General features: G+C 44.5%; 17 protein-coding genes and 2 tRNA genes. 9 read left to right on the forward strand and 10 right to left on the reverse strand.

The window, feature by feature from the left end:
• Positions 1 to 32: 32 nt before the first annotated feature.
• From HY035_05975 to HY035_05985, 3 genes are all read right to left on the reverse strand, one after another.
• Positions 33 to 1,601: a citramalate synthase gene (locus tag HY035_05975; GenBank protein ID MBI3377932.1), complete on the reverse strand. Its 1,569-nt coding sequence runs from the start codon at positions 1,599 to 1,601 to the stop codon at positions 33 to 35.
• A gap of 94 nt (positions 1,602 to 1,695) precedes the next feature.
• Positions 1,696 to 2,955: an adenosylhomocysteinase gene (locus HY035_05980; protein MBI3377933.1), complete on the reverse strand. Its 1,260-nt coding sequence runs from the start codon at positions 2,953 to 2,955 to the stop codon at positions 1,696 to 1,698.
• Positions 2,956 to 3,004: 49 nt separating this feature from the next.
• Positions 3,005 to 4,156 (reverse strand): methionine adenosyltransferase, encoded by a 1,152-nt coding sequence (locus HY035_05985; protein MBI3377934.1) that lies wholly within the window; start codon positions 4,154 to 4,156, stop codon positions 3,005 to 3,007.
• Between the two features lie 103 nt (positions 4,157 to 4,259).
• Between HY035_05985 and HY035_05990 the strand changes: the two genes are divergently transcribed.
• The 6 genes from HY035_05990 (at position 4,260) to rpmA (ending at position 8,872) form a co-directional block, all read left to right on the forward strand.
• Complete coding sequence (locus tag HY035_05990) at positions 4,260 to 5,162, forward strand: branched-chain amino acid ABC transporter permease (GenBank protein MBI3377935.1); 903 nt, start codon at positions 4,260 to 4,262, stop codon at positions 5,160 to 5,162.
• 248 nt (positions 5,163 to 5,410) lie between these two features.
• Positions 5,411 to 6,436, forward strand: a complete 1,026-nt coding sequence (locus HY035_05995) for a branched-chain amino acid ABC transporter permease (GenBank protein ID MBI3377936.1) — start codon at positions 5,411 to 5,413, stop codon at positions 6,434 to 6,436.
• Positions 6,417 to 7,178 carry an ABC transporter ATP-binding protein gene (locus tag HY035_06000; protein ID MBI3377937.1) on the forward strand — a complete coding sequence of 254 codons (762 nt, stop codon included), beginning with the start codon at positions 6,417 to 6,419 and terminating at the stop codon, positions 7,176 to 7,178. The genes HY035_05995 and HY035_06000 overlap by 20 nt, the downstream gene beginning before the upstream one ends.
• A gap of 84 nt (positions 7,179 to 7,262) precedes the next feature.
• Entirely contained in the window at positions 7,263 to 7,982 is a 720-nt protein-coding gene (locus HY035_06005; protein MBI3377938.1) for an ABC transporter ATP-binding protein, read from the forward strand.
• Positions 7,983 to 8,253: 271 nt separating this feature from the next.
• Entirely contained in the window at positions 8,254 to 8,592 is a 339-nt protein-coding gene (gene rplU, locus HY035_06010; protein ID MBI3377939.1) for a 50S ribosomal protein L21, read from the forward strand.
• A complete protein-coding gene (gene rpmA, locus HY035_06015; protein ID MBI3377940.1) occupies positions 8,582 to 8,872 on the forward strand; it encodes a 50S ribosomal protein L27 in 291 nt (96 codons plus the stop codon). Before rplU ends, rpmA begins: the two co-directional genes overlap by 11 nt.
• Before the next feature lie 119 nt (positions 8,873 to 8,991).
• On the opposite strand, the gene HY035_06020 is transcribed toward rpmA, so the two are convergent.
• Positions 8,992 to 9,861 carry an EamA family transporter gene (locus tag HY035_06020; GenBank protein ID MBI3377941.1) on the reverse strand — a complete coding sequence of 290 codons (870 nt, stop codon included), beginning with the start codon at positions 9,859 to 9,861 and terminating at the stop codon, positions 8,992 to 8,994.
• A gap of 45 nt (positions 9,862 to 9,906) precedes the next feature.
• Between HY035_06020 and HY035_06025 the strand changes: the two genes are divergently transcribed.
• The 3 genes from HY035_06025 to HY035_06035 all read left to right on the forward strand — a co-directional run bounded on the left by HY035_06025 (position 9,907) and on the right by HY035_06035 (position 10,675).
• Positions 9,907 to 10,206, forward strand: coding sequence for a hypothetical protein (locus HY035_06025; protein MBI3377942.1), 300 nt, complete (start codon positions 9,907 to 9,909; stop codon positions 10,204 to 10,206).
• A 210-nt stretch (positions 10,207 to 10,416) separates the two neighbouring features.
• Positions 10,417 to 10,492: transfer RNA gene (locus HY035_06030), tRNA-Val, on the forward strand.
• Positions 10,493 to 10,598: 106 nt separating this feature from the next.
• Positions 10,599 to 10,675, forward strand: a tRNA-Asp gene (locus HY035_06035).
• A 115-nt stretch (positions 10,676 to 10,790) separates the two neighbouring features.
• Here HY035_06035 and amrB read toward each other — a convergent pair.
• The 6 genes from amrB to HY035_06065 form a co-directional block, all read right to left on the reverse strand.
• Positions 10,791 to 11,624: an AmmeMemoRadiSam system protein B gene (gene amrB, locus HY035_06040; protein MBI3377943.1), complete on the reverse strand. Its 834-nt coding sequence runs from the start codon at positions 11,622 to 11,624 to the stop codon at positions 10,791 to 10,793.
• A gap of 40 nt (positions 11,625 to 11,664) precedes the next feature.
• A complete protein-coding gene (locus HY035_06045) occupies positions 11,665 to 11,805 on the reverse strand; it encodes a hypothetical protein (protein MBI3377944.1) in 141 nt (46 codons plus the stop codon).
• Positions 11,795 to 13,165, reverse strand: coding sequence for a replicative DNA helicase (gene dnaB, locus HY035_06050; protein MBI3377945.1), 1,371 nt, complete (start codon positions 13,163 to 13,165; stop codon positions 11,795 to 11,797). Before dnaB ends, HY035_06045 begins: the two co-directional genes overlap by 11 nt.
• Entirely contained in the window at positions 13,165 to 13,608 is a 444-nt protein-coding gene (locus tag HY035_06055; GenBank protein ID MBI3377946.1) for a 50S ribosomal protein L9, read from the reverse strand. Before HY035_06055 ends, dnaB begins: the two co-directional genes overlap by 1 nt.
• Positions 13,609 to 13,883: 275 nt before the next feature.
• Positions 13,884 to 14,297, reverse strand: coding sequence for a DUF86 domain-containing protein (locus tag HY035_06060; GenBank protein ID MBI3377947.1), 414 nt, complete (start codon positions 14,295 to 14,297; stop codon positions 13,884 to 13,886).
• The gene (locus tag HY035_06065; protein MBI3377948.1) at positions 14,297 to 14,698 is read right to left on the reverse strand and encodes a nucleotidyltransferase domain-containing protein; all 402 of its coding nucleotides are present in this window, start codon (positions 14,696 to 14,698) and stop codon (positions 14,297 to 14,299) included. The genes HY035_06060 and HY035_06065 overlap by 1 nt, the downstream gene beginning before the upstream one ends.
• Positions 14,699 to 14,720 lie beyond the last annotated feature (22 nt).

Genomic DNA, 14,720 nt, shown 5'->3' on the forward strand with positions numbered 1-14,720 from the left:
AACAACTTCTCAGAAGAGAAGGATGAAAATTGCTATTCTTCTTCCTTAAGCAGCTTATATTCAATGCTGTCAACAAGCGCCTGCCATGACGCCTCTATGATATTCTCCGATACGCCGACAGTGCTCCACCTGTTTTTTTCATCTCCTGATTCTGCAAGCACCCTGACTCTTGCGGAAGTTCCCTTGCCTGCCGTAAGCACCCTTACCTTGTAATCGTGAAGTTTTATATTTTTTAATTCAGGATAGAACTTATCAAGGGCGCTTCTCAGGGCATTGTCAAGCGCGTTCACAGGGCCGCTGCCTGTGGCGGCAGTGTGCTCGGTCTTCCCTCCGACCCTTACCATTATTGTAGCCTCGGTCAATGGGATCTCGCCTTCTTTTCTTTTTTCTACAATTACCCTGAACCCGATAAGGTCAAAGAATTTTCTGTGCAGCCCGAGCTCCTTTTTGAGAAGAAGCTCAAATGACGCATCCGCCCCTTCAAACTGAAATCCCTGATGTTCGAGATCCTTCAATCTGTTTAATATGTCCTGAAGCTGCGGGGAATCCGGCTCTATGTGGATGTTAAATTCCTTTGCCTTTCTGAGAATGTTGCTTTTCCCTGCAAGGTCTGAGATTAGGACCCTGTGCGAGTTTCCCACAAGCTCGGGTTTTATATGCTCGTATGTCTCAGGTCTTTTCATAACAGCGCTTACATGCACTCCGCCCTTATGAGCAAATGCGCTGTCTCCGACAAACGGCTGGCGCTTGAAATGCCTCATATTTGATATCTCGTTTACGAACCTGGAAACGTCCCTGAGCCTTTTCATCTGTTCATCCGTAATGCATTTTATCCCGAGTTTGAGATTAAGATTAGGGATTATGGAGCAGAGGTTGGCGTTTCCGCATCTTTCTCCAATGCCGTTTATGGTCCCCTGCACCTGCGATGCGCCTAACTCAACCGCGATTATTGAATTTGCCACTGCGCATTCAGAGTCATTATGCGTATGTATCCCGATTGGAGCTTTTGTTTTTTTAATGACGCTGGCGACTATTTTTCGCATTTCATCAGGCATCGTGCCTCCGTTTGTGTCGCACAGCACGAGGAAGTCTGCGCCTGCATCCTGAGCAGCGATGAGGCATTTCAATGCAAGGGATGGATTGTCCTTGTATCCGTCAAAGAAGTGTTCTGCATCAAAAAATACCTGGTCTGCGTATTTTTTAAGATAGGCCACTGAATTATGGATTATCTCAAGGTTTTCTGAAGGCGTTATCATCAGGGATTCTTTTATGTGAAAATCCCAGGTCTTTCCGAATATGGTTATTACAGGAGTTTCTGATGCGATAAGCGCCTTTATGTTTGCGTCATCTTTAGCTTTGTGTTTGGGCCTGTGCGTGCTCCCGAAGGCAACTACCACGGAATTTTTCAGCTTCAGTTTTTTTGACTTTTTAAAGTAGTCTGCGTCTTTCGGGTTTGAACCGGGCCAGCCTCCCTCAATATAACGCACTCCGAGTTCATCAAGCTTCCCGGTAATCCTGAGTTTGTCCTCAACGGAGAATGCAATGTCCTCTGCCTGGGAACCATCCCTCAGCGTTGTGTCATATATCTCTACCTTATGCATATTAGAAAGTTAAAAGTTAAAAGTTGAAAGTGAAAAGTTAAAATCGGTGCTTTGCTGTTTTTTAAACTTCTAACTTAAAACTTCTAACTTTTATTTATGTCCCCATCTCCCAGCTCTCAAGATATTTTTTCTGCTCAGGAGTAAGCGCATCTATCCTGATTCCCAAGGATCTGAGTTTCAGTTTTGATATTTCAGCATCTATTTTTTCAGGGACGCTGTAAACTTTTCTTTCGAGCTTTCTGTAGTTTTTCACCATATATTCTGCGCACAAGGCCTGGTTTGCAAAGCTCATGTCCATAACAGCGGAAGGATGCCCCTCTGCCGCTGCAAGATTAATAAGCCGCCCCTCTCCGAGGAGATACACCCTTTTGCCGTTCCTTAGAGTATATTCTTCCACGAAATCCCTTATGGTCCTCCTTGACTTTGACATTTTCTTAAGGGCGTCTATTGCTATCTCAACATTGAAATGCCCTGAATTACAGAAAATGGCTCCGTCTTTCATAAGATTAAAGCATTCTTTGTATATGACGTTAATATCTCCGGTGGCTGTAACGAATATATCTCCGATGCGCGCTGCATCTCTCATGGGCATAACATCAAATCCGTCCATAACAGCTTCAAGCCCGCGAAGAGGATTGACCTCTGTGATAATAAGCTTTGCTCCCATGCCTTTGGCCCTCATCGCTATTCCTTTGCTGCACCACCCGTAGCCCGCTATAACGAATACTGAGCCTGCAATCAGCCTGTTTGTAGCCCGCATTATTCCGTCTATGGTTGACTGTCCCGTGCCGTAACGGTTATCAAACAAATATTTTGTATATGCGTCATTCACTGCGATGATAGGGTATTTCAAAACCCCCTTTTCAGCCATGGCCCTCAGCCTTATGACCCCTGTGGTTGTCTCTTCTGTCCCGCCTAACAGGTTTTTCAAGAGTTCTTTTTTCTTTGTATGGAGCGTTGAAACAATATCGGCTCCGTCATCCATTGTTATGTTCGGCTTAAGAGACAGGGCGTCCATTATATGCCTGTAATAAGTCTTGTGGTCTTCGCCTTTTATGGCAAAAACAGAAATGCCTGAGTTCTTAACGAGCGATGCGGCAACGTCATCCTGTGTGCTTAATGGATTTGATGCGCACAGATATACCTGCGCTCCGCCTGCCTTCAGAGTTTCAGCAAGGTTTGCAGTCTCGGTGGTTACATGCAGGCATGCGGCAAGCCTTACGCCTTTTAGAGGTTTTTCCTTTCTGAACCGCTCTGTTATGCTCTTGAGAACAGGCATCTCTTTAGCAGCCCATTCAATCCGTAATTTCCCTTTCTTAGCCAGCTTGATATCTTTTACATCGTGTTTTACCATTATCACCTCTTGTTTTTTATTTTTTAACTTTTAACTCTTAACTCTTTTTCTACAGTCCCGCCTCTTTTTTCAATACTTCCGCCTTATCTGTTTTTTCCCATGTGAAGTCAGGGTCATTCTTGCCGAAATGTCCGTATGCGGCAGTCTTTTTGAATATGGGCCTCCTCAGGTTCAGGTGTTCAATAATGCCTTTAGGCGTAAGGTTGAAGTTCTTTCTTATGAGTTGTACAATCTTTTCCTGTTCAACCTTTCCCGTGCCGAATGTGTCAACGAGTATTGACACAGGTTCAGGGATGCCGATGGCATACGCAAGCTGGACTTCAACTCTGTCAGCTATGCCTGCCGCAACGATATTTTTGGCTATGTACCGCGAAACATAGGCGCCTGAGCGGTCCACTTTCGTTGGATCTTTTCCGGAGAAGCATCCTCCTCCGTGGCTGCCTACGCCGCCGTAGCTGTCAACTATTATCTTTCTTCCTGTCAGTCCTGTATCACCCATAGGGCCTCCGACAACAAAACGTCCTGTGGGATTAATGTAGTATTTCACGTTTTCCTCATCAAGGAGTTTTTTTGGGACAACAGGCTTGATGACTTTTTCGATGATGTCTTCCTTCATATCTTTCATGTGCACGTCAGGGCTATGCTGAGAAGAGACGACAATTGTGTCTATCCTGAAGGGCTTCCCGTCCTTGTATTCAATTGTAACCTGCGATTTTCCGTCAGGCCTGATATAGGGAAGGATATCATTTTTTCTGACCTCCGAAAGCCGCATTGCAATCTTATGCGCAAGCATTATCGGCAAGGGCATAAGCTCCTCTGTTTCATTGCATGCAAAGCCGAACATCAGTCCCTGGTCTCCTGCGCCGCCTGTGTCAACGCCCATTGCTATATCGCCGGACTGCTGGTCAATGGAGGTTATTACCGAGCAGGTTTCATAATCAAAACCGTATTTTGCTCTTGTGTAACCTATGTTCTTAATGGTTTCTCTAACGATGTCAGGTATATGGACATAACACGTTGTTGAAATCTCGCCTGCGACAAACGCCAGTCCTGTTGTCACAAGAGTCTCACATGCCACTCTTGCAATCGGGTCCTGCGCGATTATCGCATCAAGAATTGCATCTGATATCTGGTCGGCTATCTTATCAGGATGGCCCTCAGTTACAGATTCAGAAGTAAAAAAATAGTTCTTTCTTGCCATTGGCAACCTCCTTGAGCGTAATTTGAATACATATTCTATATATTTTTGGATGAAAAATGGAAGAGGTATTTAAAAACAACTCTTTTTTCTGCTAAAATCTCCTGTGTTCACCCAGCAGTTAATCAACGGCCTTACGCTCGGCGGCGTGTATGCGCTTATAGCGCTCGGCTACACAATGGTCTACGGCATACTTGGGCTTATAAATTTCGCGCACGGCGAGATTTATATGCTCGGCGCATATCTCGGAATTATATTTCTTGCTTTTTTCACGGCAATAGGACTTACATCATACAGCTTTCCGCTTGCGCTGATTCTGACGTTTGTTCTCTCTGTCGTCTTCTGTTCATCCTATGGTTTTACAATAGAAAAGATTGCGTATAAGCCTCTGAGGAATGCGCCGCGGCTCAGTCCTTTGATAAGCGCAATAGGCGTGTCAATATTCCTCCAGAATTATGTGATGCTTACGCAGGGAGCAACCGATAAAATTTTCCCGCATCTTTTTGAAAAGGCAGGAATTGAACTTATGGGGGCAAGAGTTACATATACGCAAATTTTCATAATAGCGGCCTCAGCAATCTTAATGCTCTCTTTGAATCTGTTTATCACAAAGACACGAAGGGGCAAAGCAATGAGGGCGGTTGCGCAGGATAAGGTGATGGCGTCACTCGTTGGGATAAACATAAATACCGTCATCTCAGAGACCTTTATAATAGGTTCAGGCCTTGCCGCAGTTGCCGGCCTTATGGTTGCGGCGTATTATGGCCTTGTGAATTATTCTATTGGCTATATGGCAGGAATTAAGGCATTCACGGCAGCAGTATTAGGCGGCATCGGAAGCATTCCGGGCGCAATGTTCGGCGGAATCCTTCTCGGTCTTATTGAGAGCTTCAGCGCGGGCTACATATCAAGTGAATACAAGGATGCATACGCATTTATCATATTGATTATCATTCTGTTTATTAAACCCTCAGGCCTGTTCGGAAAAACACAGGAAGAAAAAGTATGAATAAGGTAGAACACAAAATACAGAACACAGAAGATGTCTCCCCTCCCCCTCACCCCCTCCCACAAGGGGAGGGGGACTCTTTTGATATTCCCTCCCCCTCGAGGGGGGAGGGTAAGGAAGGGGGTGGAAGTCTTAATCTTTTTTTAAGACCGCTGATTATTGCTCTGTGGCTGGCGCTGCTTTTTCTTCCATTTAAGGGTTTAGAAGCAGCGGGGATTCTCTTCATTGTGTTATTTGCTGCGGTTTCCATGCTGAACATGTTTAAAAAGTATGTTGGAACCATGAAGGGAGTTTTCAGCGATTTTAAAAAATACCTTTCAGGCAGAATCAGGATAAAACTGCCGGAATCAAAAACTCGTTCAATAGCCCTGACTCTTCTCATGTCTGTCGTTGTCATGGCCCTGCCTTTTTACGGGCATGATTATCTGATTGACATTGCAGTGCTTTCAGGCATCTACATAATACTGGCACAGGGATTGAATATAGTTGTAGGTTTTACCGGATTATTAAACCTCGGCTTTGTAGCTTTCTATGCGATAGGCGCATATTCCTATGCGCTTCTCAATACAAAACTGGGGCTCGGTTTCTGGGCGTCTCTGCCTCTTTCAGTCATGCTTGTAACTTTATCGGGATTCATACTCGCTATTCCGGCATTGAGGCTGAGGGGAGATTATCTTGCCATAGTGACTCTCGGCTTTGGAGAAATTGTGAGGCTTGTGCTGAATAACTGGGATTCTTTTACTAAGGGGCCGAACGGAATCAGCGGAATTGAGCCGCCGCATATTTTCGGGATGCAGATAAGCAAACTGGGGCAGTTCTATTATTTCATCATTATATTTGTGCTGCTTGCCGTATTCGTAATAAGAAGGGTATCTGCATCAAGGATTGGAAGGGCCTGGATAGCGATAAGAGAGGATGAGATTGCATCATCTTCCATAGGGATAAATACAACAGCATACAAGCTTTATTCATTTGCATTCGGAGCATTCTGGGCCGGGCTTGCAGGAGTTCTCTTTGCCGCTAAGATGCAGTTTGTATCTCCTGAGAGTTTCACATTCATGGAGTCTGTTCTGGTACTTTGCATGGTGATACTCGGAGGGCTGGGAAGCATTCCGGGTGTAATATTAGGGGCAATAATACTCGTTATACTCCCTGAGATGCTCAGAGAAGTGCAGTTATACCGCATGCTTGCGCTTGGAAGCGGGCTTGTCATGCTGATGATATTCAGGCCGCAGGGGTTGATGGGAGGGAAGGGTGTATCTTTTAGAGGTTAGGGACCTCACAAAACATTTTGGCGGAATAAGAGCGATAGAGGAAGTCAGGTTCAGGGCTAAGGAAGGCTCTATCATGAGCATCATCGGGCCTAACGGCGCAGGGAAGACAACACTCTTTAACTGCCTTACAGGAATAACCCGGCCGACAAAGGGAGCGATAAGTTTTTTTGACAGGGAGATAACAGGGCTTAAGCCAGACAGCATTGTGAGGCTCGGCGTAGCAAGGACCTTTCAGAATATAAGGCTATTCAGGGAGATGACCGTCATTGAGAATGTTATGGTATCGCAGCACTGCAGGACACAGTCAGGACTCCTGTCAGCAATAATCAGGAGCAGCAGCTTCAGGGATGAAGAGAAGGCAATAAGGGAAAAGGCGCTTGAATATCTTGAACTCGTCGGGCTGGAGGCATATTCTGACACTATTGCAGGAAGTCTTCCATACGGAAGCCAGAAGAGGCTTGAAATAGCGAGGGCGATTGCAACAGAGCCGAGGCTCATTCTTCTTGATGAGCCAACGGCAGGCATGAACCCGCAGGAGACAGGAGAGATGATGGGGCTTATTAAAAAACTTCAGGAACTCGGCAAGACGATAATTCTTATAGAGCATGATATGAAGGTTGTAATGGGGATTTCGGAGAATATTGTAGTGCTGGACCACGGCGTTAAGATTGCGGAAGGAACTCCTTCTGAGATAAAGAGCAATCCGATGGTGATAGAGGCGTATCTTGGAAAGGAACACTAAAATAGAGCAGAAGAGCAGAAGAGCAGAAGAGCAGAAGTCTGTTTCGCTATTGCGCTGCTGCGCTGCTGCGCTGTTGAGCTATTTATGTTAGAGCTTAATGACATACACACATTCTACGGCCCGATAGAGGCCTTGAAAGGCATTACCCTGAAAGTAAATCAGGGTGAAATAGTATGCCTTATAGGGAACAACGGCGCAGGGAAATCCACCACGCTCATGACCATATCCGGCATATTAAAGCCTAAGGCTGGAACAATATCTTTTATCGGAAGTGACATCTCCGATATGCCGCCTCACAGCATTGTTGAAATGGGGATAAGCCATGTGCCTGAAGGGAGGAGGATATTCCCAAAGCTTACCGTAAAGGAAAATCTCGAAATGGGAGCGTACTCAAAAAAATCAAAATTCAAAAATCAAAATTCAAAAATCAAATCTCAATTTGATAAAGTCTATGAGATGTTTCCTGTGCTTCGGGAGCGGGAGAAGCAATTGGGCGGGACTCTGAGCGGCGGAGAACAGCAGATGCTTGCGATATCAAGGGCGTTGATGCCGGAGCCGAAGCTTCTTCTCCTTGACGAGCCGTCACTGGGGCTTGCGCCGATAATAGTGAGCAGGATATTTAAGGCGATACAGGAAATAAATAAGGAAGGAGTTACAATCCTGCTTGTTGAACAGAATGCGCATGCAGCCTTAAATCTATCAGGCAGAGGATATGTCCTTGAAACCGGCAGGATAAAGATGCACGGGCAGGGGAAGGAACTTTTGAATAGTGAAGAGGTAAGGAAGGCGTATCTGGGAGAATAAAGGTTGTTTTGCCTCATTCCAAAACTGCTGCCTAACCCCTCTCGCTTTTTGCAGAGATTTTTTGACAAATCTATGGCTCGTTGCAGGCAATTTCAAAACTCGCCTTCAGCTCAGACAGTTGAAATTGCTTTTCCTCCACTTCACCGAGATTTGTTATCAAAAATTCTCTGATGTCGCTCAAAGGGTTTGTCAACAGCTTAATTTGCGACAGTTTTCTTGACTTTTATACGGTGAATAGTGTTTAATAATTATTCCGGAGGTAATGAAAATCATGTATGCAATTATAGAAACAGGCGGAAAGCAATATAAAGTCTCATCAGGCGATACGATAAAGGTGGATAAGATGGCTGAAGCAGCCGGCTCTGCCGTGACGCTGGATAAAGTGCTTGCAGTAGTCAGGGATGAGAAAGGCAAGAAGAATAAAATAGGCGCTCCTTTTGTAAAGGGCGCAGAGGTTAAGGCTGAGGTAATAGGCGCTGTAAAAGGCGACAAGGTCATTGTGCATAAGCAGAGGCCGAGAAAGGTGTACAGAAAAACCAACGGGCACAGGCAGCAGTATACAGCACTGAAGATAAACGAGATTGTAATCGGAGGAAAAGATGGCGCATAAAAAAGGCGTAGGAAGTTCAAGAAACGGCCGTGACAGCGAGTCTCAGCGTCTCGGCGTTAAGATATACGGAGGGCAGGTAGTCCGTGCAGGCAATATCATTGTAAGGCAGAGGGGCACAAAGTTCCATCCGGGATTTAATGTCGGAAAAGGAACTGACGATACTCTGTTTGCAAAGGTTGACGGCAAAGTTTCTTTTGAGAGGAAGAACCGCTCAATGCTCAAGATAAGTGTATATCCGATAACAGAGCCCGCAGTAGAGCAGACCGTAGCAGCAAGTTAGTCCTCACGTTTCAATATTTTTCGTCATTCCCGCGAAAGTGGGAATCCAGTAAAATCATATGTCTGGATTCCGCATCAAGTGCGGAATGACAAATAAAAAGGTATCACATTTTTATTTTTTCACAAAGCCGTTACGACCAACACAAAGCCGATGAGCATGAGGACTGCGCCGAGGAATCTTTCTTTAATATTCTCTTCCCTGAAAAGAAAGTAGCCGTACATTATCCCTATAATCAGGCTTAACCTTTTCACTGAAATCATATAAGCCACTTTTGTCAGGTTCATGGCAAGCATGTGTGTTGCTGCCATGACGGCAAAAAAAACACCCGGGAGGACAAGCTTCCTGAATTGTTTGTCTCTGAAAAAAACTCCCAGTTCCTTTCTGCCCATCCAGAAGGCTATGGGCGCAAAACAAATTGTCAGGGCTATGTAATAGGTTATTACAAAAAACAAAGGAGAGGAATGCTCTATCGCTATCTTGCCGAGAGATGCGGTAAAACAGTAAATAAGCGCAACTCCTATCATAAAGACCGAGCCTTTTTCTCTTGGTATGCTCCTGAACGGCTCAAGTATGCCTTTTTTTATTTCACTGATATTCAGTGTATAACTTCCCGCTGCAATGAGGAATATGCCTGCGCCTCCCCGGAACGAGACTTTCTCCCCAACAATCAGATAGGAGATGAAAATTAAAAACACAGGTGTAATCGCAAGGAACGGAAGCGTGAGGCTGAGGGGCGAAACCCTCAAAGCTTTTATATACAGGATAATCGTCACAATCTCAAGCGGCAGTGCGATTGCAAAGGCCCTGTAAAATTCCGCATCAAGTTTCGGCACTGGAATAAAGGGACAGAGAATCAGGAGCAGGGGGAGAGAAAAAAAGAACCTGAACCAGGCGGCAAGATATTCATTGCTGTCTTTCAAAGCCTTTTTGGTAAGCGCATCGCTTGTTGCGAGAGTAAAAGCTGATATTAACGCAAAAACCACCCACATCCAGTTATTTTATAATAAAGATTAAAAATGTGATATTATATTTCCATGAAAAGGTTGTTTTTAGGCTTGGCTGTTTTATCTCTTATTGCGGCTTGTGATGAAAAGCCCAAAAACCCTGTCTCAGAATACGGCGATGCGATGATTAACGCATATAAAAAAGGGCAGGCTGTTAAAGAAACTGCAGACCTTGATGCGTTAAGAAAGACCATTCAGGCATATCATGCCGCCAATGATAAATATCCTCAGTCCCTCGATGATGTTAAAGAATTAATCGGCGCTGAAATGGATATGTCGAAATACAGCTATGACCCTCAGACAGGGACTGTGAACATCAGGAATAATTAAGCCTGTCAGATAACCTCATGACGGAAGATTCTGATTTTTGATGGGGGTGTTTACTTGAAATATTAAGATTAAAGTTTCCGTTTGCAGCTTATAACTTTTAACTCTTTGCTTTAAACTCTTAACTTTCATTGCATTTAGATTTTATCACAAGCGTCATATTTGACAAAAGTTATCTGTGTGTAGTTTAATAATAACTCTTTTGTTCTATTAGGGCGGATAGCTCAGATGGGAGAGCACAGCCCTTACAAGGCTGGGGTCACAGGTTCAATCCCTGTTCCGCCTACCATTTTTGCCTATGGCAAAAATGGAGTGAGAAGTTAAGAGTTTTTTTCACTTTCAACTTTTCACTTCTAACTTGTAACTCAAAAATCTGTTTTACAGATTTTTGCCTTGGGGTGGTAGTTCAGCTGGTTAGAACGCCGGCCTGTCACGTCGGAGGTCGCGGGTTCGAGCCCCGTCCACCCCGCCATACCTTTGAGGGAGGTCGTCCCGATAATATCGGGGTCCACCCCGCCGGCTTCTCTACCCCGTTAGAATGCCCCGTGTGAGCCTTCCCGTTAATAGGCAAAGTCTTCTAACGGGGTCTACTTCACTATCATGCCTGCGTAACCCACTACATGGTCATAGTCTCCGCTGACTTCGCCTGATGTGGCGTATTTTACGAGCCTTGCCTCAATAGCTCCGAGCGCCTTTGCCGCAAAGAGCATTATTGTTGCCGGAAGATAGCCGCACATAGAAATTCTCTCCCTTCCTACAACTTCATAAAGCCCTTCAGGTTTCAGGGACCTAATCATTTCTATCGCTTTTTTGTCTTTCTGCCTTGCTACATCATCAGGCACGTAGTGGCTCATGTCAGAGCTTGCAGCTATGACAACGGCATAATTAACCTCTTTTATTGATTTTGCGATTCCCTCGCCGAGCAAACGGCACTCTTCAAGAGAGGCTGACATAACTGTAATCGGCACGATCTTCGGCCCGCCTGATCCGCCTAAGGCGGAGGACGGCTCTTTTGAAAAATAAGCTATGAACGGAAGCTGCACTTCAAGTGAATGCTCAAATGCATGTGCCTGTGCATCCTCTGAAATTATCGGTGTGTTTGCGGCTATTCTCCGTGAAAGCTTCTCATCTATGGAAAAAACACCTGTTGGTATTTCCCATTCGCCTGACGCCATCATGGAAACCTTTGCGCCAATGCCTGTATGATTAGGGCCTATAAGCACAAATGTTTTAGGAAACTCTATTGCTGAGTATACCTCTCCTGCAACAGAGCCCGAGTATATGAGTCCGGCATGAGGAGAGAGTATCCCGATTGTGTGTTCTTTTACGGCGTTGATGTTTATGTATTGTTGGACCTGCTGTGTCAGTTTTGATGCTGTGCCCTGATAGAACTGTCCTGCAACTGCGGGAGACCTTCTCATGCTTTCCTCTCATCTGTCATTGCAAGTCCCTTCGCTTTTGTCATTGCGAGCGGAGCGAAGCAATCTTGTTTTTTGAGATTGCGGAGACTGTTCCGAGCCTGTAATGAGATTGCTTCGGGACTTCGTCCCTCGCAATGACAGGTGAGGCATCTATTGCTCCTGCAATGACATTAAAAGACATCTTCAGTTTCCTGATATTCCCTGTCGCTGTAATTTTCAAACCTTGTGTATTGCGGGAAGAATGCGAGATTGATTGTTTTGGTCGGCCCGTTTCTCTGCTTTGCAACATTGATTTCCGCCTTGCCCCTGTCATTAGAATCCTTATTGTAGAATTCATCCCTGTAGAGGAAGATTATGACGTCCGCATCCTGCTCTATTGCGCCTGACTCTCTCAAATCAGAGAGATTAGGCCTTTTGTCGTTTCTTTGCTCTACGCCTCTGTTTAGCTGGCTCAGAGCTATTACGGGCACTTGCAGTTCTTTGGACAGCGCCTTGAGCGAACGGGATATCTCGGAGATTTCCTGTTCCCTGTTCTTGTCAAAGCCTCCTCTGCCTCTCATCAGCTGGAGGTAGTCCACTACTATAAGGCTTAATCCCTTGTGTTCAAGTTTAAGCCGCCGCGCCTTAGCCCTCATCTCAAGGACATTTATGTTTGAGGAATCATCTATGAAGACAGGCGCCTCTGTGAGTTTGCCTGCGGCATTGGTGAGTTTGCTCCAGTCCTCTTTTCTTATGAAACCTTTTCTTACGCTGTTGGAATCAACCCTTGCTTCCGAACAGAGCATTCTCAGCGCCAGCTGTTCCTTTGACATTTCCAGACTGAATATTGCGACTGGTTCTTTCAGCTCAACACCAACCTGACGGGCAATATCAAGGCTGAATGCTGTTTTCCCCATAGAAGGCCTTCCGCCTATTACTATCAGGTCGCCCCTCTGAAATCCTGACGTCAGCTCATCCAACTGGGTAAACCCTGACGCAACGCCTGTTATTGCGCTCTTTTTGTCATAAAGGTACTCTATAGTCTCAAAGCTGCCCTTTATCAGGTCTTTCAAAGTTACAAAGGACGCCTTTATGCGCTTGTCCGATATATTGAAAATTATTCTCTCCGCATTATCAACAAGTTCGTCGGCGTCCAGGTTGTCTTCATAAACCTTGCCTGCAATTTCAGAAGCGGATTTTATGAGCGACCTCATGAGAGCTTTTTCGCGGATTATCTTTGAATGATATTTTATGTTCGCAGCGGTGGGAACCTGGCTTGCAAGGGCGGACAGATATGGTTCTCCGCCCACTGCGTCAAGGTCGTTTCTTTTCCTGAGTTCTTCCGAGATTGTTATCAGGTCAATAGGCTCGTTTTTTTCAAAGAGTTCTATCATCGCATCGAAAATTTTCCTGTGCGATTCCTTGTAAAAATCTTCACGCGTGATAATCTCGATGATTTTCGGGAACGCATCGTTTTCTATCATGATTGCGCCGAGGACAGACTGCTCTGCCTCAATGTTCTGAGGCGGCAGCTTGTTTGTTGTCAGGTCTGTATCTTTCATTATTCTGCGATTACCGTAATATTCAGTTGTGTTGTTATATCAGAGTGAACCTTTATGCTCACAGTGTAAGCGCCGAGCCTTTTAATCGGCTCTTCTATGGATATTTTTTTCTTGTCTATATCAATGCCCTCATTTTTGAGCGCTGATGCAATGTCCATCGAGGTTATGGAGCCGAAGAGCTTCTCTTCTTCGCCCGCCTTTGCCTTTATGAACAGGTTAAGCGATGCTATTTTCCCGGAAAGCGTCTGAGCCGAGTTCTTCTGTTTCTTTGCCTTTGCCTGAATTATTTTTTTCTGGTGCTCAAGCTCCTTTATGTTTTTTGTGATTGCCTCCACTGCCAGTTTTTTTGGGATAAGAAAATTTCTTGCATAACCTTCAGCGGCATTGACAATATCGCCCATCTTGCCGAGATTCTTCACGTCTTCTTTGAGAATTACTTTCATTTATAGGCCTCCTTTTTTATTGAACTCCAATATATAATGATTTTTGGTAGCGAATTGTATTTCTTACTAAGGAGTTCATAAGTAAGACCACATGATTGTCATTCCCGTGAAAACGGGAATCCAGAAAAGACACTGGATTCCGTGTCAAGCACGGAATGACAAAACAGGCTGAACACGTGGCGTTACTTATGGTCTTATTAGTAACTACTATTTTGGTTTAAACCATGATAAAAATCAAGGGGAATCTGAGGTTTTTTAAGATGACAGGAGGGACTTTAGTTCTGCCCCAGATTGTTTTCAATTTGGTTAATAAAAATATCCACATCCTTAAGTCTGGATATTATCTCTTCACAGATGAACTTTGCATCTATCTGTTCATAGTCATGCGCTAAGAAGTTTCTGAAACCTGCTACCTTTGCGAAGGAATAGGCGAAATCAGGCTCTAATATCTTATTGTCTCCCAATATATCAAACGCCTCATGATAAGACTGAGGGGGCCTGAGTTTTTTGTGTTTAATGACAAGCTCTGCAAGGGCTATGCAGCTGTCTGTAAGCAAATAAAGATAATGAAGCAGCGCCCCGCGATAAATTGAGTCAGCGGCAAAACGCTTCAGGCAATCCTCCTTGATTGACCTGATTAATGAAAGATATTCCTTAATCCTTTCAATCTTTTGATGAATTCTTTCCATTAAATCCCTATAACAGAAAGCCTTTGTTCTTTAAAGTCAATTGCACGGTGCAGAATTCTGTGTTCAAACTCTTCTCTGAATTCTGCATCTTTATCAAATAAAACAACACCCTGTCTTATTGTCTCGTCAAGAAGCATTATATTGCGTGTTGTATTGAGGACAACCATATCAATGTCATTCCTTTTTAATGCCCTGCAGATGTCAGCATACAAGGAGACTCTCAACTCAAAAAAAGATTCTCCCGCTTTGCCCGAGAAAAACACTGCAATATCTATATCACTTAAGGGAAGGGCTTCATCCTGCGAGACTGAACCAAAGAGGTAAGCAAACAAAATTCTCTCACCGTATTTCTGAAAGACCGGCATAAGGGTATCCTTAATTTCTATTATTTCTTTACTCATAGCATAAGTATATCACAAATGA

It is taken from the genome of Nitrospirota bacterium, assembly GCA_016195565.1.
Lineage (GTDB): Bacteria > Nitrospirota > Thermodesulfovibrionia > Thermodesulfovibrionales > UBA1546 > UBA1546.